We start from the raw sequence: 21,601 nt of genomic DNA, 5'->3' as shown, positions 1-21,601 counted from the left end.
CGCGTCGAGCACTCCGTCGAGGCCATTCCGGCTGTGCGCCCACCGGGAACGGTGCCTCTGCGACGCCGGCCCGAAAAGTTGCCGACGCGGGAATCTGGTAGACACGACCGGGGCGTTGACGACACGGCGCCCGTATGTGGAAGGACTTTCAATGCGACTTTCTGTCATCGGATGCGGCTACCTCGGCGCCGTGCATGCCGCCGCCATGGCCTCGATCGGCCACGAGGTGGTCGGAATCGACGTCGACGAGCGCAAGATCGCGACTCTCGCGTCGGGCCAGGCGCCGTTCTTCGAGCCCGGACTGTCCGAGATCCTCGCCGACGGGATCGCCTCGGGGCGACTGTCCTTCACCACCGACTTCGCCGCCGCGGCCGGCGCCGCAGTCCACTTCGTCGGTGTCGGCACGCCCCAGGTGAAGGGCGGCTACGCCGCGGATCTCACCTACGTCAACGCGGCCATCGACGCCCTCCTGCCCCACCTCTCCGAAGGCGACCTCGTCGCGGGCAAGTCGACCGTGCCGGTCGGCACCGCGGCATCCCTCGCCCCGCGCGTCAGCGACACCGGGGCGACCCTGGTGTGGAACCCCGAGTTCCTGCGCGAGGGCTTCGCCGTCCAGGACACGATCGACCCCGACCGTCTCGTCGCCGGCGTCCCCGCCGGGGCCGAGGGCGAGCGGGCGGCCGACGTGCTGCGCGAGGTGTACCACCCCTCGGTCGCGAAGGGCACGCCCTTCATCGTCACCGACTACGCGACCGCCGAGCTCGTCAAGGTGTCCGCCAACGCGTTCCTCGCGACCAAGATCAGCTTCATCAACGCCATGGCCGAGATCGCCGAGGTCGCCGGGGCCGACGTCACGATGCTCGCCGATGCGATCGGTCACGATGCCCGCATCGGCCGTCGCTTCCTCGGCGCGGGAATCGGCTTCGGCGGCGGATGCCTGCCGAAGGACATCCGCGCGTTCTCCGCTCGCGCCGAAGAGCTCGGCCGCGGCGAGTCGGTCGCGTTCCTCCGCGAGGTCGACCAGATCAACATGCGACGCCGCGAGCGTGCGGTGGAGCTCGTCGTCGAAGGGCTGGGCGGCAACGTCCACGGCAAGAACGTCACGGTTCTCGGTGCCGCGTTCAAGCCCCATTCCGACGACATCCGCGACTCTCCCGGCCTCGATGTCGCCGTGCGCCTGCACGAGCTCGGCGCCAACGTCTCGCTCACCGACCCCGAAGCGATCAACAACGCCCGTCGCCAGCACCCTCAGCTGACCTACGTCGCCGACCGGGATGAGGCGCTGCGTGGTGCCGACGCCGTCATCCTCGTCACCGAGTGGGACGAGTACCGCCGCGACCTCAGCCCAGAGCACGCCGCCAGCCTCGCCGCGGGCCGCATCGTCGTGGATGGGCGGAACGCGCTCGACCCCGTCGCGTGGCGCGCCGCCGGGTGGACCTACTACGGCATGGGCCGCCCCTGACGCAGAGTCGGTGCTCCGGCGGGTGGGGTCACTGCCCGCCGGAGAGGGCCGCGCCCGCTGCGATCAGCAGGAGCATGGTCGCGTTGTAGACGATGTGCACCAGCACCGCCCCCCAGATGCGTCCCGTGAGGATGACGAGGGTGGCGCACACGAGCCCGACGGCGCCCACCGAGATCGACTCGCCGAGCGGCAGCGATCCGTCGACGACGTGGATGAGGATGAACGTCGCCGTCGACACCAGGATGGCGGCAACGGCCGCCGCGGGCCGACCCGCGGGTCGGCGGAGCAGCGAGTAGACCGCGATCAGGATCACCGTGCGAAAGAGGAACTCCTCGAGCACGGGGCCGACGAGACCGGCGGGGACGGCATCCGTCAGCAGCCACGACGGCGTCATGTCGGCCGTGGGGAGAGGGCGAGAAGCGGCATCCGTCACCCAGCCGTCGATGACGCGGAGCCCCAGTCCCAGCGCGAGACCGTAGACCAGGTCGGCAGGCCGGAACCGGAGGAGCCCCGCGGGGCGCCCTCGACGGAACGCGACGGCGACGGGGACGATCATGCCGACCCAGAGCACCGCGGTCGACGCCAGCGGAGCCCAGGGCGACTCCCACAGCAGGTTCACGAGCGATCCCGTGAAGATCGCCGCACCGAGAGCGACGAGCGCGACGATCAGGACGGAGCCGTTCCACGCGCGAACGGCCGTGCCGCCCAAGCGCCAGTCCGTGCGCCGGCGACGTCGACCGCGGTGCGGCCGGACGCCCTCCTCGGCCCCGGACGGCGCAGCGGCAGTGTCCGCGGTGGGGGACGAGTGGCCGTCGCTAAGCTGATCCTGCACGGGCCCTACCGTATCGGTGCCCGTCCGCATCCCGCCGCAGCGCCGCCGTTCCGCCACGCACCACGGTGGTGACGTCGGTGAGGGGCGAGCCGCGGCATCCGTTCGAAAGGGCACCGCGTGATCCAGATCCTCACCGTCTGCACGGGCAACATCTGCCGCTCGCCGCTGGCGGCGCTGGTGCTGCAGCAGCGTCTCGGCGAGCTCGGGGTCGAGGCCACGAGCGCAGGTGTCCGCGCCCGCGCCGATGATCGGATGCCGCGCGAAGCCGCCGAGCTCGCCCTCGGCCACGGCGTGCCCGCCGACCGCGTCGCCGCCCACGGCTCGCGGTACCTCACCGAGAAGCTCCTGCAGGAGCCGGATCTCGTGCTCGCGATGGATCGCGACCACCGCCGCGCCATCGTCGAGCTCGCGCCCGCGAAGCTGCGCGCGACGTTCACGATCCGCGAGTTCGAGCGGCTCGCCGCCGCGACCTCCGACGAGGCGATCCGTGCCGGTGCGACCGGTGCCGACGCGCGGGAGCGGCTGCGCGGTGCGCTCGCCGTGATCGGCGGACAGCGCGGCCTCGTCTTCCCGCCCGCAGATCCCACCGACGACGACGTCGTCGACCCCTACGGACGCTCCCGCGAGACCTACGTCCGCTCCGACCAGCAGCTCTCGCCGGGCCTCGACGCCGTCGAGCGCGTCGTCCGCCTCGCCATCGGCTGACCGACGCGCCGGGCACGCCCCGCGGCGGACCCGCAGCGGACCTGCGGCGACCCCGCAGCGGACCCGCGGGCGCCTCCTGCGGGCCGTTCTCCGGATGGATCCCGGGTCGTCCGCCAGGAACCCCGGATCTGCGCGGGTCGCGGGTTGCGCGCCCTGCGATTCTCCGGAGTACGGTCCACCCCGCCGCGACGCGCCTGTCCGACCCGCGCGGATATCCTGATCTGATGCCGTAGAGCACGGCGACAGGAGGCGACATGATCATCGGAATCGGTGTCGACCTCGTCGACATCCCGCGTTTCGAGAGCTCGATCGCGCGCACACCGAAGCTCATGGAACGGTTGTTCACGGCATCCGAGCAGACCCTCAAACCGCGCTCCCTCGCCGCGCGTTACGCCGCGAAGGAAGCGCTCATCAAGGCCCTGGGCGGATCCGACGGCGTCCACTGGACCGACATCGAGGTGGCCTCCGAGCCCTCGGGCCGCCCCGTCTTCGCGCTGTCGGGAGAGACGGCTGCCACCGTCGCCGGTCGCGGCATCACGACCGTCCACCTGTCGCTCTCGCACGACGCGGGACTCGCGACGGCCTACGTCATCGCCGAGGCGCACGCATGAGCCGGATGCCCCGCCCCGACCGGATGCCCCTCCCCAACCGGATGCCCCTCCCCAACCGGATGCCGGAGGGCGTCGCTCGTGAGGCGGTCATCGACGTCGGCGCCATCGAGCACAACGTCCGCCACCTCGCGCGTCTGACGGCGTCCGAGGTCATCGCCGTGGTCAAGGCCGACGGCTACGGACACGGCGCGGAGCGCTCCGGGCGCGCGGCGCTCGCCGGGGGAGCGGCCCGTCTGGCGGTGGCCGACATCCCCGAGGCCCTCCAACTGCGGGATGCCGGCATCGACGCGCCCGTGCTCGCCTGGCTGCACGCGCCGGGCGTCGATTTCGCCGACGCCGCTGCCGCCCACATCGAGCTCGGTGTTTCGAGTCTCGAGCAGCTCCGCGCCGCCGCTCGCGCCGGGTCCGTGGACCGGCCGGTGATCGTGCAGCTCAAGGTCGAGACTGGCCTCAGCCGCAACGGCGTCGCACCGGCCGATTACGGCCGTGTATTCGCGGAGGCGGCCGAGTTCGAGCGAGAGGGCGTCATCCGGGTCCTCGGCATCTTCAGTCACCTCTCCAACACCTCGCCGGACGACGACCGCACCGCGCTCTCGCGCTTCACGGTCGCGCAGGCCGCCGCCGAGTCCGCCGGTCTCCGCCCACCGCTCCGGCACATCGCCGCCTCCCACGCCGCGATCGGCCTCCCGGAGGCCCGCCTCGGCTGCGTCCGTCTCGGCGTCGCGATCTACGGTCTGTCGCCCTTCGACGACCGTTCCTCGGCAGACCTCGGACTTCGCCCCGCCATGACCCTCCGAGCCGCGGTCGCCGCCGTCCGCCGCGTGCCCGCGGGGCAGGGTGTGTCCTACGGGTACCTGCACCGCACCGAGCGGGAGTCGACACTCGCCCTCATCTCGATCGGCTACGCCGACGGGGTGCCGCGCGCGGCATCCGGTTCCGGTCCCGTCTCCATCAACGGCCGCACCTTCCCCGTCGCGGGACGTATCGCGATGGACCAGTTCGTCGTCGACGTCGGCGACGAGCCGGTCGCAGTCGGCGACGAAGCCGTGCTGTTCGGCGACCCCGCGACGGGCGTGCCCGCGGCGACCGACTGGGCCGAGGCCGCCAGCACCATCAACTACGAGATCGTCACGCGCATCGGCCCGCGCGTGCCGCGACGAGAGGTGCGGTCATGACCGGCATCGAGCAGTTCGAGGGGCGCCGCGAGATCGCCTCCCCCGAGGACATGGAAGCACTCGGCCGCGACCTCGGCGCCGTGCTGCGCGCCGGCGACCTGATCGTCCTGACCGGTCCGCTCGGCGCGGGCAAGACGACCCTGACCCGCGGGATCGGCGAGGGCCTCGGCATCCGCGGTCCCGTGCAGAGCCCCACGTTCGTCATCGCCCGCACGCACCCGTCCGAGGTCGGCGGCCCGCCGCTCGTTCACGTCGACGCTTACCGACTCGGCTCGCCGGCCGAGCTGGACGACCTCGGTCTCGACCCCGACAATGCCGTCACGATCGTCGAGTGGGGGCGGGGCATGGTCGACGGTCTCGTCGACACCTGGTGGGAGCTCGAGATCGAGCGCGGCTGGAGCGGCACCGGCGTCGACAACGCCTGCGGCACCACCGGTCACTACGCCGCCGAGCTCGAAGACGCCGCCCCCCGCATCGTCACCGTCACCCGGCGACCCTGACCGCGGCTCCTCCGCGCGCTCCCGGATACCCTTGACCCTGTGATCCTCGGCATCGACACCTCCCTCGGCACGGCCGTCGCCGTGACCGACGCCGACGGTGCGGTGCGAGCAGAGGCCGCCAGCGCGGACCCGCTCGGTCACGCCGAGATCATCGGGTCGCTCCTGCAGACGGTGTTGACGGATGCCGCGCACGGCCCGATCGGTGCGACCGGCGCCCCCGAACCCGTCACCCTGACCCACGTCGCTGCGGGCATGGGCCCCGGCCCGTTCACGGGGTTGCGGGTCGGCATCGCGGCGGCACGTGCGTTCGCCCTGGGCCGCGGCATCCCGGTCGTTCCCGTGCGAAGCCACGACGCGGCGGCCCTCGCGGTGCTGCTGGCCGACCCGTTCGCCGACGTCCCCCGGTTCGCGGTCGTCACCGACGCGCGCCGGCGCGAGTTCGCCTTCACCGTCTACGAGGGGATCGACGACGACGGCCTCCCGGTGCGCGTCACCGAGGAATCCCTCGTGAAGCGCGACGACATCGACGCCGCGCTCGCCGAGCACGGGGCCGAGCGGCGCGACACGACCGCGATCCCGGGAGCGATGGTCGCCCTGGTCGCAGCCCGCGCCGTCGCCGCCGCTCGCATCGAGGACATCGGCGAGCCGCTGTACCTGCGGGCCCCCGACGTCACGATGCCCGGCCCGCGGAAGAAGGTCGGCCAGTGACCCTCCGCACCGCGACATCCGCCGACCTCGACGACATCATGCGTCTCGAGCGCGCGTCCTTCCCCACCGACGCCTGGAGCGAAGCGCTCATGGCGGGCGAACTCGCCTCACCCCACGGCCGCTACGTCGTCGATGTCGAGGCCGGTCGCCTCGTCGGCTACGGCGGCGTCCGTGCCGTCGAGGGCGCAGCGGATGCCGACATCCAGACCATCGCGATCGCCGAGGATGCCCGGGGCCACGGCCGCGGGCGCGCACTGCTGCGGGAACTCCTCGCGACAGCGCGCTCCCGCGGCGCCCGGGAGATGTTCCTCGAGGTGCGTGCCGACAACCCCGGTGCCACGGCGCTGTACGTGTCGGAGGGCTTCGCCGAGGTCGGCCGTCGCCCCCGGTACTACCAGCCCGACGACGTCGACGCGATCGTCATGCAGCTGAACCTCGTCGCCTGGGAAGCGCGCGTCACGGCCGCCCCGACAGCCGAGAAGGGCTGGTGCTGACATGGCGCACGAACCCCTGGCACACGAACCCCTGGCACACGAACCATTGGTGCTCGGCATCGAGACGAGCTGCGACGAGACCGGTATCGGCATCGTCCGCGGGCGGACGCTCCTGTCCAACACGATCGCCAGCTCCATGGACGAGCACTCCCGCTATGGCGGCGTCGTGCCCGAGGTGGCGGCCCGCGCCCACCTCGAGGCGCTGCAGCCCGCCATCGAGGCGGCGCTCGCCGAGGCGCAGGTCACCCTCGCCGACATCGACGCGGTCGCCGTCACGAGCGGACCCGGTCTCGCCGGCGCCCTGATGGTCGGCGTCGGTGCCGCGAAGGCGCTCGCCGTCAGCCTCGACAAGCCGCTCTTCGCCGTGAACCACCTCGTCGGTCACATCGCCGCCGACATCCTCACCGGCGACGAGGTCGAGTACCCGACCGTCGCTCTCCTCGTCAGCGGCGGGCACACGTCGCTCCTCCTCGTCCGCGATCTCGTCTCCGACGTCGAGCTCCTCGGCGAGACGATGGATGACGCCGCCGGCGAAGCCTTCGACAAGATCGCCCGCATCCTCGGACTGCCCTACCCCGGCGGTCCTGAGATCGACCGTGCCGCCGCGACCGGCGATCCGAGCGCGATCCGCTTTCCGCGAGGGATGTCGCGTGCCTCGGACATGGCGGAGCACCGTTACGACTTCTCGTTCTCGGGCCTCAAGACCGCGGTCGCCCGGTGGGTCGAGCAGCACGAGGCGACGGGGGAGCCCCTGTCGGTGCCCGACGTCGCGGCATCCTTCCGCGAAGCGGTCGTCGATGTGCTCGTCACCAAGGCCCTCGACGCGTGTGCGCGTCACGGCGTTCCCCGGCTGCTCCTCGGCGGCGGCGTGATCGCGAACAAGCGCCTCCGTGACGTCGCGCTCGAGCGAGCCGAGGCCGCCGGCGTCGCCGTCCGTATCCCGCCGCTGTCGCTCTGCACCGACAACGGCGCGATGATCGCCGCGCTCGCGTCGGAGCTCATCACGAGCGGACGTCCCGCCTCGACGCTCGCCTTCGGCGCGGACTCCACTCTGCCGGTCACGACGATCCAGGTGGCGGCGTCCTCATGACCGACGAGCGGATGCCGCCTCCCCCCGCACCGGGCCGGGTGCCGGCTGTCGAGCCGGCCTCGGATGACGTCGCCCACCCGCCGACCGACTCCGCCCTTCCGGGGGCGCACCGAGGTGGATTCCGACGCGAGTTGACGCAGCCGCTTCCCATCGCGCCTCCCCTCGCGATCCATCCGGAACCCGATGCGGTGGTCGCGCCCGAGGCGCAGTGGATCCGCCGTCCGCCGGCCCTCCCGCGGAGCGCGGGCTGGTCGCTCCTGTTCGGCACGCTCGGCCTCGTGCTCGCCTGCTTCGTCGGGTGGGGGTTCCCCATCGGCCTGATCGGCGTCGTGCTCGCTGTCCTCGCGCTCCGGCGCCCGTGGGAGAAGCGCGAGACCGCCTTCTGGGGCCTCGGGCTCAGCCTCGCCTCGCTGGTGTACAGCGCTGGCTGGCTGTGGTGGGCCGCGTCTCAGGGTGCCCTCTTCGGCTGACGCGCGGCGGGCGCGATGTTCACCTCGCTCACCGAGGGTGCTTTAGAAAGTGCGATCTCCAGGGATGGCTACGATGGCGCGTGTTCTTCTGAAAGCATCCGCATTGCGCTAGCCATTTGGCCAGGGACCGACTATCACTTTTGGAGGCGGTGCGTTTCGGGTTACTGGTGCCACAAGCCTGGCCAGACCAATGCTCGAAACTACGACAACTCCGGAGACAAAATCACCTCCCCAACCGCCGCGGACCGAGGGCCGTATTCGCTCTACTGTGGCGCATATAGGGGAAAAGGTCAGAGTAGGAAGACGATCAACTAAAACCATGACTTCGTCACATAAGGCTTACATCGTCGGGACGTGTTCGTTCTTGTTCGTTTTGGCGCTCTCGGGTTGTGCGGGAAGCAGCGGCCATTCGAGCGGCGCTGGCGGGTCATCGCTGGAAGTTCGCTCCGGCGTCTACTCTGGCCGCGAAGGAGCGGCCTTCACACTCCGTGGCGACGAGCGTGAAAAGTTCGTGTCCCTCATCTCTGATGCCGTTGCGATAGCCGACTGCACAGCGACTCAGGACGACGGCCTGCCCGGCGGGTTGTACTTGACCTGGGAGGACTCCCAGAGCAGCGACGGCGCTAAGGAGCCCGAGCCCACTGACGTGTATGTGGCTCGAGGGCACATCTTCTTCGAAGATAAGGGATGCTCTGTTCCCGCCACGGGCGGCCTGATCGATGCGCTCCAAGAGCTGGCATCGCGTGAGCTGCCGAGTGAGGAACTCGCGATTTTAGAGTTGAGGGGGTGACAGGCATGCACGTTAGTCGGAGGGATTTCGCACGATACGTCGTGTCTGGGGTCGCGGCAGTGTTCGTCCTGTCCCATCCGGTCTCGGAGCAACATTCACCTAGCGCCGCTCACCAGGCGGAACGACTAGATCAATGGCTGCTCGAAACGGGTCGGGTGGCAGGGGTTGTCATCTAGGCCGTGTTGCTAAACCGCGATCGGTCGCGGTCTACCGCCATGCGCGGACGTGGTGGATTGTGGCGGACTTTGGGTAACTGCCTTCGCGTGGTCCGATCTCGAAGAGGTCGATCATAAGGAACAGCGGATAGTCGGGGGCCTGCGCGATCCGTCGAAGCGTGCGGCCTTCGCATCCGATCACGGTCTCGCCTTCGCCCCAGACCACCGTCCAGGTGTGGGGCGAAGAGGCGTCTAGGGGGACGACGACCTCGGCCATGTCGGTGGTCAGGTCCGGGTCGTGGTGTGCTTTGATGCCGGTGCGGGCGATGGTGGTTTCCCCGATGGCGTCGGCGTCGATCTCGAAGATGCAGATCTCGCCGGACTCTGTCGGGGATCGGTGTTCGGTTCCGACGAGCCATGCCGCGAGCATGCAGTTGGCGGCTCGGGTCGCGGAGACGGTGATTTCCGCCCGCCCGCGTGACGGTGCAAACAGGAGGCTCTGTGGTGTCTCGGTACGCACGTCGAGATCGGTGCGGTGGCGATGCGTCCCGATCGAGGAGCCGACCGGCCCGGAATAGACGCCGGTCTGCAGGTTTGAGACACGTAGAGGCGCATCTTCGAGGCGCCAATCGGGCTGGTCAGCGTCGATCCGCAGCTCGATCCCGGCGGCAACGATTTCGTAGTGTGCGCGCGCCCGCTCTGCGGTCGTCCACTGCGGCAGATAGCTTGCAACCCATCGTTCCGAGCTCAGTCCGGTGCTGAAGTCGTCATCGATGTCCGGTTTACGGTTCGGCGCGGCGGGAAGGTTCCCTGGGAAGGACGGCATGAGAAATGATCGCACGCGAGCTCAGCCAGTGCAGGGTAGAGGCGAGGCAGAGTCCGGCGTGGTAGTTGCGGGCGAGCTTGTCTGACCTCATCGCGATGCCCCGCCATTGCTTGAGCTTGTTGAAGCATCGCTCGACAACGTTACGGCCGCGGTAGCGGCTGCGCTGCTCGTCGCCGAAGTCGATCGGCCGCCCGCGGCGCTTACGACGATGAGTGATCTGATCGTCGCGTTCCGGGATCGTCGCCGCGATCCCGCGTGTCCGCAGCCAAGCACGGTTCGCTCTGGACGGGTAACCCTTGTCCGCCATCACCCGGTCCGGACGGGGCCGCGGACGACCTCGACCGGCCGGCACGCGGATCTGTTCAAGCGTCGCGCCCAGCATGATCGTGTCGGCAGTTTGACCCGGAGTCAGAATGAACGCGAGAGCGCGGCCCTTCCCATCACAGACCAAGTGGTTCTTCGTCGTCAAACCGCCCCGGGAACGTCCAATCGCATGATCGGGCGGCTCATCGCCGAACTTCTTGTAGTTCTGAGGAGCCCCCTGTGGTGCGCGGAAGCGTCGCCCCATGCTGGTGCACGCGAACGATTGTCGAGTCGATCGAGGCGACCCAATCCACGTCACCAGCCTGCTGCGCGAGAGACTGCATCTTCTCGAGCACGCTTGCCCAGACGCCCTGCTCAGCCCAGCCGTTGAAGTTCTTGTAAATCGTGTTCCAGTTCCCGAATCGCTCCGGTACGTCCCGCCACGGCGCACCGGTGCGGAACCGCCACGCCGTCGCCTCCACCACCATACGACGGTCCACCGGCGGCCGACCTGTCGCCCTCGCACGGGGGAAGAGCGAACCGATCGCAGCCCAGACTTCGTCAGAAATCACATCACGCGACACCCATCAACAATCGCTCCAGCCACTCACTCGAGGGTTTAGCAACACGCCCTAGCGTGTCCGGCTTCAGAACAGGCGCCTGGGAACACGATATCCCCGCATTGTGCGATGAGGCGGCTCCCGCTTTTTTCGCCTCAGTCGGCTGACGCGCGGCTGAACCCGCCGGCTACACCCGGTCTGCGAGCAGGGCGACCCGCTTCTCGTCTCGCCCCTCGCCGATCCGGGTCAGGAGGAGAGTGGCGGATGCCGGCCCTCGCAGCGCGAGCTTCTTCCGGAACTGCGCCGGGTCCACGTCCACGCCGCGCTTCTTGATCTCGACGGTGCCGACATCGGCTTTCCGCAGCGCCGCGCTGATCGCAGCGGGCTTGAGCGGCAGCACCTCGCGCACGCGGAACGACTGGACGAACGGGTTGGTGAGCGGAGTGTCTGACGTGAGGTAGGCCGTGCCGCCGCCGAGCATCCCGGCGTCGAGGCTCCGCGCCACATCGCCGATGAGGCGAGCGCGGATGACGGCGCCCTCCGGTTCGTGGACGAACGCGCCGAGCGCGCGGACCGGCTCGTCTTCTGTGTCACCGGCCGACGTGAGCTCCGCAGCCGCGCCCCCACGGATGACGAGCGCAGACCGGCGCACGCCGTCACGCCGGAGCGATCCCGACCAGAGGACGAGCTCGATCGTCGATCCGTCGACGCTGATCCACTGCGCCTCGACGCCGTCGGGGATCATGCCGCGGTCGAGTCCGGGACCGAGCTTGATGCCCACCGGCATCCGCTCCGCCAGAGTGAACGCCCAGTCCAGGGACGGCGACCAGTCCCCGGGCGCGGTGCGCGTCGTCTCGGTGTGCCCGGCGGTGCGGCGGGCGGGGTCGAGCCAGACGGCATCCCACCCGTCGAGGTCGGTGTCCTCCGCGCTGCCGTGCCGCACGGTGATGGCGTCGCCGAACGGCGCGAGGTTGTACGCCGCGAGGGCCGCCGTCGTCTCGTCGGCGTCGACCGCGAGCACGTCGAGTCCGAGGCCGGCCAGGCCCAGAGCGTCGCCGCCGATGCCGCAGCCGAGATCTGCGACGCGGTGCGCCCCGGCATCCCGGAACCGCCCCGCGTGACGCGCGGCGACCTCGAGTCGTGTCGCCTGCTCGAGTCCTGCCCGGGTGAAAAGCATGCGGTCTGCGAACGGTCCGAACTTGCTCGCCGCGCGCACCCGCAGGTGGGCCTGCCCGACGACCGCGGACACGAGGTCGGGGGAGTGGCCTGCGGCCCGTAGGCGCGAGACGGCGGCAGCGACCTCGGCGGTGGATGCCAGGGGTCCGACCTCGTCCACCATGCGCAATCCCTGCGGGGTCAGGAGGGCGGTCAGCTCGGCCTGTTCCATCCGGCCAGCCTAGGCGTTGCGACCTCCGGAGCTCTGTTGGCACTCGCGTTGCATGAGTGCCAGCCGCGCCCTAGACTTTCGTTAGCACTCTCGGTAACCGAGTGCTGATGAGTCTTGAAGCAGGACCCCACCAGCAAGAAAGAGGTAGACCGTGTCGGTTTCCATCAAGCCGCTCGAAGACCGCATCGTCATCAAGCAGGTCGAGGCCGAGCAGACCACCGCGAGTGGCCTGGTCATCCCTGACACTGCCAAGGAGAAGCCCCAGGAGGGCGAGGTCGTGGCCGTTGGCCCCGGTCGCATCGACGACAACGGCAACCGTGTTCCGCTCGACGTCGCCGTCGGCGACCGCGTCCTGTACAGCAAGTACGGCGGCACCGAGGTGAAGTTCGGTGCTGACGAGTTCCTCGTGCTGTCGGCTCGCGACGTCCTGGCGGTCGTCGTCCGCTGACGTTCAGCACCTTCTGAAGGGCCCGGATGCTTCGGCATCCGGGCCCTTCGGCTTTCCCGCGGCGCTGGCAGGATCCGAGCGGAGGTCGGCAGTCTTCGGCGCCGTGTTGGTGTCATGACCGTCGTAGGCTTGTGCTCATGACACCCGAGCAGGCCGCCCGCGAACGCTCCCTCGGCGGGATCTTCGTGTTCAGCGCCTACGTGCTCTGGGGGTTCCTGCCGCTGTACTTCGTCAGCCTCGCTCCCACCACCCCGTGGGAGGTCGTCGGCTGGCGCATCCTGCTGAGCCTCGTCTTCTGCGTCGCGCTGCTCGCGATCACGCGCGGCTGGGGGCGGATGCGCGTCATCCTCCGTGACCGCCGACTGATGCTGTGGACGCTCCTCGCGGGCCTCCTCATCTACGTCAACTGGCAGCTCTTCCTGATCGGCACGCTGTCGGGCCACGTCGTCGAGACGAGCCTGGGCTACTTCATCAACCCGATCGCGACCGTCCTCCTCGGTGTCATCGTGCTGAAGGAACGACTGCGTCTCGCCCAGTGGATCGCCGTCGGCATCGCCGGCCTCGCGGTCGTCGTCATCATCGTCGCCGTCGGCTCCGTGCCGTGGATCGCGCTCGGCCTCGCTGCCAGCTTCGCGACCTACGGACTGGTGAAGAAGCGCATCGGACCCTCGGTGGATGCCGTCAGTGGCCTCACGCTCGAATCCTTCTGGCTCATTCCGATCGCCGTCATCCAGCTCATCGTCGTCGGGGTGGCTTCCGGCCTGACGATGGGCCGCGAGGGCGCACCGCACACCGTGCTCCTTCTGCTGGCGGGTGCGGTCACCGCCATCCCGCTCCTGTTCTTCTCCGCCGGTGCGCGGCGCACGAGCCTGACCGTCGTCGGCATCCTGCAGTTCATCGCGCCGATCATGCAGTTCCTCACGGGCGTTCTCATCCTCGGCGAGCCGATGCCCTTCGAGCGCTGGATCGGGTTCGGTCTCGTGTGGATCGCCATCGCCGTCTTCGCCGTCGATTCGCTCGTCATTTCGCGGCGCCAGCGTGCCCGTGCGGTGACATCCGTTCCCGGCCCGGTCTGAATCGGGCTGGATGCCGCTTGAAGAACTTCTAATGTGCCCCGGCAACACGGTGTGCTGGACTGTGCGGGAGAATCGGCCAGACGGCCGACCCGATCACAGGGGGTCCGATCCATGTCCATCAAACGATCTGCACGTCTTACAGCTCTCGCTGTCGCCGGTGCGGCTGTTCTATCACTGTTGCCCGCGACAGCAGCGTCAGCCCACTCAGGGACAGCGGGGCCCTACATAACGCTGTCGTTGTGTCAGTCTGATCGGCGAATAATCCAGAGAGCGGGTCACACGGTGGGTTCGTGTTTCCTTGTGGATGAGTTCCGCGGACACGAGGGTTGGTACTTCAGCTATTCGCATTGAGGCCGCCGCTTCCATGGCTACGCGTGCGCCGGAGTTCGGCACGGGCGTAGCCATGGGAGCGCATCCACCTCGTTACACATCGTTAACGAACGGCAACATCGAGGAGACGAGCGTCCCGCTAGGTTGATCACACCGGGCCGGACCCGATCCGATCCGTGCCACCACAGCAAGGAGCACAATGAGCGTCTTCACCCGATCGCGCGTCGCAAAAGCCATGGGCGGCATCGCCCTCGCCAGCGCGACCGCCCTCGTCCTCGCCGGCTGCGCCGGTTCTCCCGCCGCCCCGGCGTCGTCTTCGTCGAGCGGTCCCGCCATGGAGCGCGAAGACCTGACACTCAAGATCGGCACGGTCCTGCCGCAGACGGGCAGCCTCGCGTTCCTCGGCCCGCCTGAAGAGGCTGGTGTGCTCCTCGCGGTGAACGAGATCAACGAAGCCAAGAAGGGCATCACCGTCGACCTGAGCACCGGAGACTCGGGCGACACCGACAACAAAGCTTTCGAGACTACGGTTCCCCGCCTTCAGAACGAGGGCGTGTCGGCGATGATCGGTGCCGCGGCATCCGGCGTGACGAAGCTCTTCCTGGACAGCAATGTGTCCGAGGGTGTCATCACGTTCTCGCCCGCCAACACGTCGCCCGACTTCACCACGTGGGACGATGACAACCTCTACTGGCGTACCGCTCCCAGCGATTTGCTCCAGGGTGAGGTACTCGCGAACAAGATCGCGGAAGACGGCAAGAGCACGATCGGCATCATCTACATCAACGACGCGTACGGCACGGGCCTGCGCAACGTGGTGAAGGAAGTGTTCGAGGGAACCGGCGGCAAGGTCGTCGCGGAGTCGTCGTTCAACACGGGTGACACCTCGTTCGACGCGCAGGTGGCAACGGTTGCTGCGGAGAACCCCGACGCTATCGTCGCAATCACGTTCGATGAGTTCGCGACCATCGCGCCCCTGCTGGTCAACGCGGGCCAGGACGCGAAGAACTTCTACCTCGTCGACGGAAACCTCAAGCAGTGGGGCAAGGACGTCAGCGTCTCGCTCGAGGGCGCTCAGGGCACGACGCCCGGACCCGTGCTCGAGGACGACTTCGTCGAGCGTCTGAACACTGCGTGGACCGCTGCAGGCAACAGCGAGCTCGAGGACCAGTCCTACGCGGCTGAGTCGTACGACGCAGCTGTGCTCCTCGCGCTCGGCGCCCTCGCTGCCAACGACACGACGGGCACCGCGATCGCCGGCAAGCTTCAGGAAGTCTCCGGCGGTAGCGGCGAGGGAGAAAAGTGCACGACGTTCGCCGACTGCGCCGACATCATCCTCGATGGCGGTACAGCCGACTACGACGGCTACTCCGGCCCGGTCACGTTCGACGAGAACGGCGACCCGACTGAGGCGACCATCGGCATCTTCCAGTACGGGGCCGACAACACCCACACGCGCATCAACTGATCGCGCATCATTGAGGACAGCGCCCGGGGGCATCCCCCGGGCGCTGTCCTTTTGCCCGGGTCCGCGCGTGCAGATGCCTGAGATCGACGAAACCCCCGCCAGCCGGAGCTGCGGGGGCTTCGTGACAGGAATCAGTCAGTGCCGAGGGTGCCCAGGTACAGCCCGATCACCTTGGGGTCGTTGAGTAGCTCGCGGCCGGTGCCCTCATAGGCGTCGCGTCCCTGGTCCAGTACGTAGCCGCGGTCGCAGATCTGCAGACAGCGGCGGGCGTTCTGCTCGACCATGATCGTCGTGACGCCGGCCTTGTTGATGTCGGAGACGCGAATGAAAGCGTCGTCCTGGCGCACGGGGGAGAGGCCGGCGCTCGGCTCGTCGAGTAGCAGGACAGACGGGTTCATCATGAGGGCCCGCGACATCGCCACCATCTGACGCTCGCCGCCCGAAAGGGAGCCGGCGCGCTGCTTCAGACGCTTGCCGAGTTCGGCGAAGATCGATGTGACGAACTCCAGCCGCTCTTTGTACGCGCTGGGCCGCTGATACAGACCCATCTGCAGGTTTTCCTCAATCGAGAGCGAGGGGAAGACGTTGTTCGTCTGCGGCACGAACGCGACACCGCGGCGGACAAGGCTGTCGGACTTCAACCCGATGATGCTCTCGCCGTCGACGTTGATCTCGCCGCCACGAACCTTAACCATGCCGAAGATGGCTTTGAGCAGGGTTGACTTACCCGCGCCGTTCGGACCGATGATGCCGATGAGTTCACCCTTGCGGGCGATCAAATTGGCGTTGTTGATGATGTTGATGCCAGGTAGATAACCGGCGAGCAGGTCTTTGACCTCGACGACGAGCTCGCGCTGGTCAATCGGCCCGGCCTGCGGAGACGCCACTCCTGATGCCTCGGTCATTTGTCCTCTTTCTCGGCGTCCGTGCTCGAGGACGCCTCCACTTCTTCGATCTCTGCGAGCATCTCGCGCGCAGACTCGTCGATTTCGCCGGGGACTCGGCCCGTCACGACTCCCAGGTCGACATCCTGATGGCTACCGAGGTACGCGTCGATGACCGCCTTGTCCTGCATGACAGTGTCCGGCGGGCCCTCTGCGACGACCTTGCCCTCAGCCATGACGACGACCCAGTCGGCGATGTGGCGCACCATGTGCATGTCATGCTCGACGAAGAGCACCGTCATGCCGAGCTCTTTGAGGTCCATGATGTGGTCGAGGAGAGACTGCGTCAGGGCAGGGTTCACGCCAGCCATCGGCTCGTCGAGCATGACCAGGTTGGGGTCGCTCATGAGTGCGCGCGCCATTTCCAGGAGCTTCCGCTGGCCGCCGGAGAGGCTGGCCGCGAAGTCCTTTTCCTTGGTGTCGAGCTTGAAGCGTGCGAGGAGACCGCGAGCCTTCTCCTCGATCTGCTTCTCCTGCGGACGCCACACGCGCGGTACAAAGCTCTGCCAGAACTTCTCGCCGCGCTGTCCGGGTGCACCGAGCTTCATGTTCTCGAGCACCGTCAAGAGAGCGAGCGCCTTCGTCAGCTGGAATGTGCGCACCTGCCCCATGCGAGCCACCTTGAAGGCGGGGATGCCGGCGAGGTTCTTCCCGTCGTAGGACCAGCGGCCGCTGTTCGGCTTGTCGAAGCCGCATAGCAGGTTGAACAGCGTTGTCTTGCCTGCGCCATTCGGTCCAATCAACGCGGTGATGGCGTTGCGGGGAATCTCGAGGTGCTGGACATCCACCGCAGTGAGCCCGCCGAAGCGGCGCTGGACGTCATCGATCACCAGGATGGGATCGTTCTTCGCGACGCCCGGAACGTTGTCCCCCTTGGCAAGGCCCGCGGTCTTTGGGCGTCGAACCGAGCCGGTCGGTGACGCCGCTGCCGCGGGGTTGTCGGGTGTCAGATCACTTGACAAAGGTCATCTCCTTCTTGTCGCCGAGAAGGCCCTGCGGTCGGAAGATGACCAGCAGCATCAGCGCGAGTCCCACGAGGATGAAGCGGAGCGTGCCCGCTTGAATGCTCGTCATCGGAAGGAGCCCCTGCTCGGCGAGTTCGGGCAGCATATTGCCGAGCAGCGCCATCACCATCCAGAAGAGGACAGCTCCGATCGAGGGGCCCATGATCGTAGCGGCGCCGCCTAGCAGAAGGACCGTCCACAGGAAGAACGTCAGCGATGTCGTGTAGCTCGAGGGGACAACCGCTGAGGGGAGGACGAACACGATTCCGCCGAGGGCGCCGATGACCCCGCCCACCACGAGTGCCTGCATTTTGTAGGCGAAGACGTTCTTCCCGAGTGCACGGACCGCGTCCTCGTCTTCGCGGATGCCCTTCAGCACTCGGCCCCAGGGGCTTCGCACGAGCGACCAGACGACGAACAGGGCGATGGCGAGCATGAGCAGACCGAACACCCGCACCCACAGGCCATCGGCATTGAACGTCCACGGCCCGAACCCGTAAGAGCCATCGGGGAACGGATTGGCGTCACGGAATCCGCCGTGATAGTTGCCGAGCCCGTCCGCAGAGTTCGTGTACTCGTCGAAGAGCTGAGTGGTGAACAGGAGGCGAACGATCTCGGCCGCCGCGATTGTCACGATGGCGAGGTAGTCCGCACGCAGACGCAGCGTCGGGATTCCGAGGACGAGGGCGAAGATTGCTGCGAGGAGCAGCCCGATGAGCATCCCCAGCCACCACGGCAGGCCGAAGCTGAGCACAGAGATCGCGTAGCCGTAGCCACCCAATGCCATGAAGCCGGCCATGCCGAAGTTGAGGAGACCTGCGTAGCCGAAATGTACGGCCAATCCGGTCGCCGCGAGGGCGTAGGCGATGGTGATGGGGCTCAGCAGATAGCTGAGCGTGTTTCCGACGATGGCACCCCAGTCCATGGGCTACCCCAATCTCTCTTTACGGCCCAGCAGACCCTGTGGTCGCACGAGCAGGATGAGGATGAGTACGACGAGCGCGCCCGCGTACTTCAGGTCTGAAGGAATCCACAGCGTCGACGTCTCGACAACGATTCCGACGATGAGGGATCCGAGGAGTGCGCCGAAGGCGGTGCCGAGCCCGCCGAGCGTGATCGCCGCAAAGATCAGGAGCAACATCTGGGTGCCCATATCCCACTTGACGCCAGGGCGGAAGTAAGCCCAAAGCACGCCCGAGAGGGCAGCGAGCACGCCGGCAAGGATCCAGACGATCCGCACGACGCGGTCGACGTTGATACCGGACGCGGCAGCGAGCTGCGGATTGTCGGAGATGGCACGCGTCGCCTTGCCGATGCGGGTGCCGAGCAAGAAGTACGCGACACCCAGGATCACGATGATGCTTACGCCCATGCTGATCAAGTCGATGTAGGAGACCGAGATCGGTCCCAGTTGGATCGGTGCAGGACTCGCGCCGGGGAGTTGGTACGTCGAACCGCCGACGACGAACTGATAGGTGTATCGCAGGGCGAGCGATAGCCCGATGCTGACGATCATGAGCTGAACGACGCCCAGGCCTCTGCGGCGGAGTGGTCGCCAGATGGCGGCGTCTGACGCCAATCCGAGGGCGGCACCTCCCAGTACCGCAGCACCGACGCCCAGCCAGAGCGGCAACTGCCACATGGTGCTGAAGACCATCGCGATCAGCGCGCCCCACGTCACCAGCTCACCGTGCGCGAAGTTGGAGAGTCCCGTGGTCCCGTAGATCAGAGCTGCGCCCATCGCGGCGAGAGCCAGCAGGAGGCCGAAGTTCACGCCGTTGAACAACCGGGATGCGAGCTGATCGGCGAAAGATTGCGTTTGTCGCTGACCTTCCCCGAGGAAGAGGTTGACGATCTTCGACCCGGTGAGTCCGAACTCCACCTTCTGCGAGGCGGAATCGCCCTCGACGATGACACCCTTCGGGAGCGTCGACTCGTCCACGGTCAACGTGTATTCATCCTTCTCGGGGACATACAGGCGCCAGCGACCGTCGGCGTCGGTGATAGTGGTCGCCTCGAAGGCGGCACCGCCCTCGACGGAGATGGACACGTCGGGCACAGGCTTATCGTCGAAAGTGATGACGCCCGCGAAGTAGAAAGAGGTCTTCTCCTGGTCGGCTCCCGGAGTGTCGGGGGCCGCAGCGAACGCCGCAGCGGGCATCGCTACGAGGAGCACGATCGCCGCGAAGAGTAACGCGGCGAGGGCGGACACGCGACGTGTCATCCGCCCCGGGCGACGGACAGTGCGCGTCGTCGGGGTGATCGCCACTGGCACCTCCTGAGTTGAGTGGTCGAACGCGCCGAGGGGTACCAGTGTTCGGTGGCTTCGGCGACACCTGAACGTATTGGTTGATTGTTGCCTGCGTGTTTCGGAGGCGCAACTCGGGTGCGAAGGCGGAGCGGCGATTGGTGGCTCTGCGGGAGTGCCGCACGGGAATACCACGCGGCCCTCGGCGCTTAGAATCGACGTGATCGAGAAGGAGCGCGCATGAGCGAGCACAACGACCCGTTCGGATTCGTGGGACTGACGTATGACGACGTCCTGCTGTTGCCCGGCCACACGGATGTCATCCCGTCCGAGGCGGACACCTCTTCACGGGTCACGCGACGCATCACCGTCGCGACTCCTCTTATCTCGGCAGCGATGGACACCGTCACAGAAGCGCGCTTGGCCATCGCCATCGCTCGCGAGGGTGGCATCGGCGTCATCCACCGCAACCTCTCCATCGTCGATCAGGCGAAGATGGTCGACCGCGTGAAGCGCAGTGAGTCGGGCATGATTACCGACCCCATCACGACGACGCCCGACGCCACCATCGAAGAAGTCGATAATCTCTGCGGCCAATACCGCATCTCGGGGCTCCCCGTCATCGACGACGAGGGCAAGCTCGTCGGCATCGTCACCAACCGCGACATGCGTTTCGTGTCCGGCTTCGAACGCCAGACCACGAAGGTGCGCGACGTCATGACCAGCGACGGTCTGGTCACCGGCCGCGTGGGGATCGGCGCCAACGAGGTGATCGCTCTCTTCGCCCACCACCGGGTCGAGAAATTGCCGCTCCTCGACGACGAGGGCAAGCTCGCCGGGCTCATCACGATCAAGGACTTCGACAAGAGCGAGAAGTACCCCCTCGCGACGAAGGACGACCAGGGCCGGCTACGCGTCGGCGCGGCGATCGGCTTCTTCGGGGACGCGTGGGAGCGCGCCGAAGCGTTGCGGGATGCCGGTGTCGACGTCATCGTGGTCGACACGGCCAACGGACAGTCGGCCGGTGTCATCGACATGGTCAAGCGGATCAAGGCAGACGAGTCCTTCGCCCACATCGACGTGATCGGCGGCAATGTCGCGACCCGCGAAGGAGCGCAGGCTCTCATCGATGCAGGGGTGGATGCCGTGAAGGTCGGTGTCGGCCCGGGCTCCATCTGCACGACGCGCGTCGTCGCGGGTGTGGGCGTTCCTCAGGTGACCGCGATCTACGAGGCATCCCTCGCCGCTCGAGAAGCGGGGGTCCCGATCATCGCGGACGGCGGACTGCAGTACTCCGGTGACATTGCGAAAGCACTCGTCGCCGGTGCCGACACCGTGATGCTGGGCTCGCTCCTCGCCGGTACGGACGAGTCCCCGGGTGAAGTGGTGTTCCAGGGCGGTAAGCAGTTCAAGCTCTACCGGGGGATGGGCTCCCTCGGTGCACTCCAGACCCGAGGGAAGAAGACCTCATACTCGAAGGACCGCTACTTCCAGGCCGACGTTCCGAGCGACGACAAGCTGATCCCCGAGGGCATCGAAGGGCAGGTCGCGTACCGCGGCCCGGTCTCCGCCGTCGCCTATCAGCTCGTCGGTGGACTCCGGCAGTCGATGTTCTACGTGGGCGCCCGCACTGTGGATGAGTTGAAGGCTCGCGGCAAGTTCGTGCGCATCACCTCGGCCGGGCTCAAGGAGTCCCACCCGCACGACGTCCAGATCGTCGTCGAGGCCCCGAACTACAAGCGCTGAGCGGGCCTGCGGGCTCGACACGCCCGGGATGCGGGCCAGATTTGCCCGCCCCCGGATCCCCGCGTAACTTATTACTTGTTCGCCCCACAGGGAAGAGCGAGAGGCCGAAAGGCCCGCCGCCCTCAAGATGGCGAACCACCCCACTCCGATAAGAAACAGTCGCTCTGCGATTGGGTCTGATCGCAGATCTAGGACGTGGGCCGCGGGACGTGCTCTCTTTGCCGCCAACCGCACACGAGAATCTCTCGAGATTCACGGCGTGTCGGGTT

22 protein-coding genes are annotated in these 21,601 nt (G+C 67.7%); 14 read left to right on the top strand and 8 right to left on the bottom strand.

Going from position 1 to position 21,601, the window contains the following annotated elements:
* The first annotated feature begins 151 nt into the window (after positions 1-151).
* A complete protein-coding gene (locus ABQ271_RS12230) occupies positions 152-1,462 on the top strand; it encodes a UDP-glucose/GDP-mannose dehydrogenase family protein (protein ID WP_349309019.1) in 1,311 nt (436 codons plus the stop codon).
* Positions 1,463-1,490: 28 nt separating this feature from the next.
* Here the strand turns inward: ABQ271_RS12230 and ABQ271_RS12225 are convergent, their stop codons facing one another.
* Positions 1,491-2,294, bottom strand: coding sequence for a CPBP family intramembrane glutamic endopeptidase (locus ABQ271_RS12225; RefSeq protein ID WP_349309018.1), 804 nt, complete (start codon positions 2,292-2,294; stop codon positions 1,491-1,493).
* A 117-nt stretch (positions 2,295-2,411) separates the two neighbouring features.
* Between ABQ271_RS12225 and ABQ271_RS12220 the strand changes: the two genes are divergently transcribed.
* The 9 genes from ABQ271_RS12220 (at position 2,412) to ABQ271_RS12180 (ending at position 8,837) form a co-directional block, all read left to right on the top strand.
* Positions 2,412-2,999, top strand: coding sequence for a low molecular weight phosphatase family protein (locus ABQ271_RS12220; RefSeq protein WP_349309017.1), 588 nt, complete (start codon positions 2,412-2,414; stop codon positions 2,997-2,999).
* A 254-nt stretch (positions 3,000-3,253) separates the two neighbouring features.
* Positions 3,254-3,610: a holo-ACP synthase gene (locus ABQ271_RS12215; protein ID WP_349309016.1), complete on the top strand. Its 357-nt coding sequence runs from the start codon at positions 3,254-3,256 to the stop codon at positions 3,608-3,610.
* A 59-nt stretch (positions 3,611-3,669) separates the two neighbouring features.
* Entirely contained in the window at positions 3,670-4,785 is a 1,116-nt protein-coding gene (alr, locus tag ABQ271_RS12210; RefSeq protein WP_349310904.1) for an alanine racemase, read from the top strand.
* Positions 4,782-5,285: a tRNA (adenosine(37)-N6)-threonylcarbamoyltransferase complex ATPase subunit type 1 TsaE gene (tsaE, locus tag ABQ271_RS12205; RefSeq protein ID WP_349309015.1), complete on the top strand. Its 504-nt coding sequence runs from the start codon at positions 4,782-4,784 to the stop codon at positions 5,283-5,285. The genes alr and tsaE overlap by 4 nt, the downstream gene beginning before the upstream one ends.
* 39 nt (positions 5,286-5,324) lie before the next feature.
* Positions 5,325-5,993: a tRNA (adenosine(37)-N6)-threonylcarbamoyltransferase complex dimerization subunit type 1 TsaB gene (gene tsaB, locus ABQ271_RS12200; protein WP_349309014.1), complete on the top strand. Its 669-nt coding sequence runs from the start codon at positions 5,325-5,327 to the stop codon at positions 5,991-5,993.
* Positions 5,990-6,487, top strand: a complete 498-nt coding sequence (rimI, locus tag ABQ271_RS12195; RefSeq protein WP_349309013.1) for a ribosomal protein S18-alanine N-acetyltransferase — start codon at positions 5,990-5,992, stop codon at positions 6,485-6,487. Before tsaB ends, rimI begins: the two co-directional genes overlap by 4 nt.
* 1 nt (position 6,488) lies before the next feature.
* The gene (gene tsaD, locus ABQ271_RS12190; protein WP_349309012.1) at positions 6,489-7,577 is read left to right on the top strand and encodes a tRNA (adenosine(37)-N6)-threonylcarbamoyltransferase complex transferase subunit TsaD; all 1,089 of its coding nucleotides are present in this window, start codon (positions 6,489-6,491) and stop codon (positions 7,575-7,577) included.
* Entirely contained in the window at positions 7,574-8,047 is a 474-nt protein-coding gene (locus ABQ271_RS12185; protein WP_349309011.1) for a hypothetical protein, read from the top strand. The genes tsaD and ABQ271_RS12185 overlap by 4 nt, the downstream gene beginning before the upstream one ends.
* Before the next feature lie 319 nt (positions 8,048-8,366).
* On the top strand, positions 8,367-8,837 hold the full coding sequence (locus ABQ271_RS12180; protein WP_349309010.1) for a hypothetical protein: 471 nt from the start codon (positions 8,367-8,369) through the stop codon (positions 8,835-8,837).
* Positions 8,838-9,044: 207 nt separating this feature from the next.
* Here the strand turns inward: ABQ271_RS12180 and ABQ271_RS12175 are convergent, their stop codons facing one another.
* The 3 genes from ABQ271_RS12175 to ABQ271_RS12165 all read right to left on the bottom strand — a co-directional run bounded on the left by ABQ271_RS12175 (position 9,045) and on the right by ABQ271_RS12165 (position 12,068).
* A complete protein-coding gene (locus ABQ271_RS12175; protein WP_349309009.1) occupies positions 9,045-9,818 on the bottom strand; it encodes a hypothetical protein in 774 nt (257 codons plus the stop codon).
* Positions 9,775-10,386, bottom strand: coding sequence for an IS5 family transposase (locus ABQ271_RS12170; protein WP_349309008.1), 612 nt, complete (start codon positions 10,384-10,386; stop codon positions 9,775-9,777). The genes ABQ271_RS12175 and ABQ271_RS12170 overlap by 44 nt, the downstream gene beginning before the upstream one ends.
* Positions 10,387-10,868: 482 nt before the next feature.
* Complete coding sequence (locus ABQ271_RS12165; RefSeq protein ID WP_349309007.1) at positions 10,869-12,068, bottom strand: class I SAM-dependent methyltransferase; 1,200 nt, start codon at positions 12,066-12,068, stop codon at positions 10,869-10,871.
* A 151-nt stretch (positions 12,069-12,219) separates the two neighbouring features.
* Between ABQ271_RS12165 and groES the strand changes: the two genes are divergently transcribed.
* From groES to ABQ271_RS12150, 3 genes are all read left to right on the top strand, one after another.
* Positions 12,220-12,516 carry a co-chaperone GroES gene (gene groES / locus ABQ271_RS12160; protein ID WP_017203655.1) on the top strand — a complete coding sequence of 99 codons (297 nt, stop codon included), beginning with the start codon at positions 12,220-12,222 and terminating at the stop codon, positions 12,514-12,516.
* A 137-nt stretch (positions 12,517-12,653) separates the two neighbouring features.
* Positions 12,654-13,592, top strand: a complete 939-nt coding sequence (rarD, locus tag ABQ271_RS12155; RefSeq protein ID WP_349309006.1) for an EamA family transporter RarD — start codon at positions 12,654-12,656, stop codon at positions 13,590-13,592.
* 529 nt (positions 13,593-14,121) lie between these two features.
* Entirely contained in the window at positions 14,122-15,390 is a 1,269-nt protein-coding gene (locus tag ABQ271_RS12150) for an ABC transporter substrate-binding protein (protein ID WP_349309005.1), read from the top strand.
* Between the two features lie 131 nt (positions 15,391-15,521).
* Here ABQ271_RS12150 and ABQ271_RS12145 read toward each other — a convergent pair whose 3' ends face one another.
* From ABQ271_RS12145 to ABQ271_RS12130, 4 genes are all read right to left on the bottom strand, one after another.
* On the bottom strand, positions 15,522-16,295 hold the full coding sequence (locus ABQ271_RS12145) for an ABC transporter ATP-binding protein (protein ID WP_349309004.1): 774 nt from the start codon (positions 16,293-16,295) through the stop codon (positions 15,522-15,524).
* Positions 16,292-17,170 (bottom strand): ABC transporter ATP-binding protein, encoded by an 879-nt coding sequence (locus tag ABQ271_RS12140; protein WP_349310903.1) that lies wholly within the window; start codon positions 17,168-17,170, stop codon positions 16,292-16,294. Before ABQ271_RS12140 ends, ABQ271_RS12145 begins: the two co-directional genes overlap by 4 nt.
* 115 nt (positions 17,171-17,285) lie before the next feature.
* On the bottom strand, positions 17,286-18,263 hold the full coding sequence (locus tag ABQ271_RS12135; RefSeq protein ID WP_349309003.1) for a branched-chain amino acid ABC transporter permease: 978 nt from the start codon (positions 18,261-18,263) through the stop codon (positions 17,286-17,288).
* A gap of 3 nt (positions 18,264-18,266) precedes the next feature.
* Positions 18,267-19,562, bottom strand: coding sequence for a branched-chain amino acid ABC transporter permease (locus ABQ271_RS12130; protein WP_349310902.1), 1,296 nt, complete (start codon positions 19,560-19,562; stop codon positions 18,267-18,269).
* Between the two features lie 264 nt (positions 19,563-19,826).
* Here ABQ271_RS12130 and guaB point away from each other — a divergent pair, with 264 nt between their 5' ends.
* Positions 19,827-21,332: an IMP dehydrogenase gene (guaB, locus tag ABQ271_RS12125; protein ID WP_349309002.1), complete on the top strand. Its 1,506-nt coding sequence runs from the start codon at positions 19,827-19,829 to the stop codon at positions 21,330-21,332.
* The last annotated feature ends 269 nt before the right edge of the window (positions 21,333-21,601 follow it).

Origin of the sequence: Microbacterium sp. MM2322 (assembly GCF_964186585.1) — a bacterium.
Classification (GTDB): Bacteria; Actinomycetota; Actinomycetes; order Actinomycetales; family Microbacteriaceae; genus Microbacterium.
Note: the sequence above shows the minus strand (reverse complement) of the source record. Positions and strands in the feature narration are given on the sequence as shown.

What these genes read in the sequence shown, in the direction of transcription:
- ABQ271_RS12130 (WP_349310902.1), bottom strand. Translation starts at nt 19,562, where the DNA reads ATGACACGTCGCGTGTCCGCCCTCGCCGCGTTACTCTTCGCGGCGATC.
- ABQ271_RS12175 (WP_349309009.1), bottom strand. Translation starts at nt 9,818, where the DNA reads ATGCCGTCCTTCCCAGGGAACCTTCCCGCCGCGCCGAACCGTAAACCG.
- tsaE (WP_349309015.1), top strand. Translation starts at nt 4,782, where the DNA reads ATGACCGGCATCGAGCAGTTCGAGGGGCGCCGCGAGATCGCCTCCCCC.
- ABQ271_RS12150 (WP_349309005.1), top strand. Translation starts at nt 14,122, where the DNA reads ATGAGCGTCTTCACCCGATCGCGCGTCGCAAAAGCCATGGGCGGCATC.
- ABQ271_RS12135 (WP_349309003.1), bottom strand. Translation starts at nt 18,263, where the DNA reads ATGGACTGGGGTGCCATCGTCGGAAACACGCTCAGCTATCTGCTGAGC.
- ABQ271_RS12180 (WP_349309010.1), top strand. Translation starts at nt 8,367, where the DNA reads ATGACTTCGTCACATAAGGCTTACATCGTCGGGACGTGTTCGTTCTTG.
- ABQ271_RS12230 (WP_349309019.1), top strand. Translation starts at nt 152, where the DNA reads ATGCGACTTTCTGTCATCGGATGCGGCTACCTCGGCGCCGTGCATGCC.
- ABQ271_RS12170 (WP_349309008.1), bottom strand. Translation starts at nt 10,386, where the DNA reads ATGGGGCGACGCTTCCGCGCACCACAGGGGGCTCCTCAGAACTACAAG.
- rarD (WP_349309006.1), top strand. Translation starts at nt 12,654, where the DNA reads ATGACACCCGAGCAGGCCGCCCGCGAACGCTCCCTCGGCGGGATCTTC.
- ABQ271_RS12145 (WP_349309004.1), bottom strand. Translation starts at nt 16,295, where the DNA reads ATGACCGAGGCATCAGGAGTGGCGTCTCCGCAGGCCGGGCCGATTGAC.
- ABQ271_RS12215 (WP_349309016.1), top strand. Translation starts at nt 3,254, where the DNA reads ATGATCATCGGAATCGGTGTCGACCTCGTCGACATCCCGCGTTTCGAG.
- ABQ271_RS12185 (WP_349309011.1), top strand. Translation starts at nt 7,574, where the DNA reads ATGACCGACGAGCGGATGCCGCCTCCCCCCGCACCGGGCCGGGTGCCG.
- tsaD (WP_349309012.1), top strand. Translation starts at nt 6,489, where the DNA reads ATGGCGCACGAACCCCTGGCACACGAACCCCTGGCACACGAACCATTG.
- alr (WP_349310904.1), top strand. Translation starts at nt 3,670, where the DNA reads ATGCCGGAGGGCGTCGCTCGTGAGGCGGTCATCGACGTCGGCGCCATC.
- guaB (WP_349309002.1), top strand. Translation starts at nt 19,827, where the DNA reads ATGAGCGAGCACAACGACCCGTTCGGATTCGTGGGACTGACGTATGAC.
- ABQ271_RS12165 (WP_349309007.1), bottom strand. Translation starts at nt 12,068, where the DNA reads ATGGAACAGGCCGAGCTGACCGCCCTCCTGACCCCGCAGGGATTGCGC.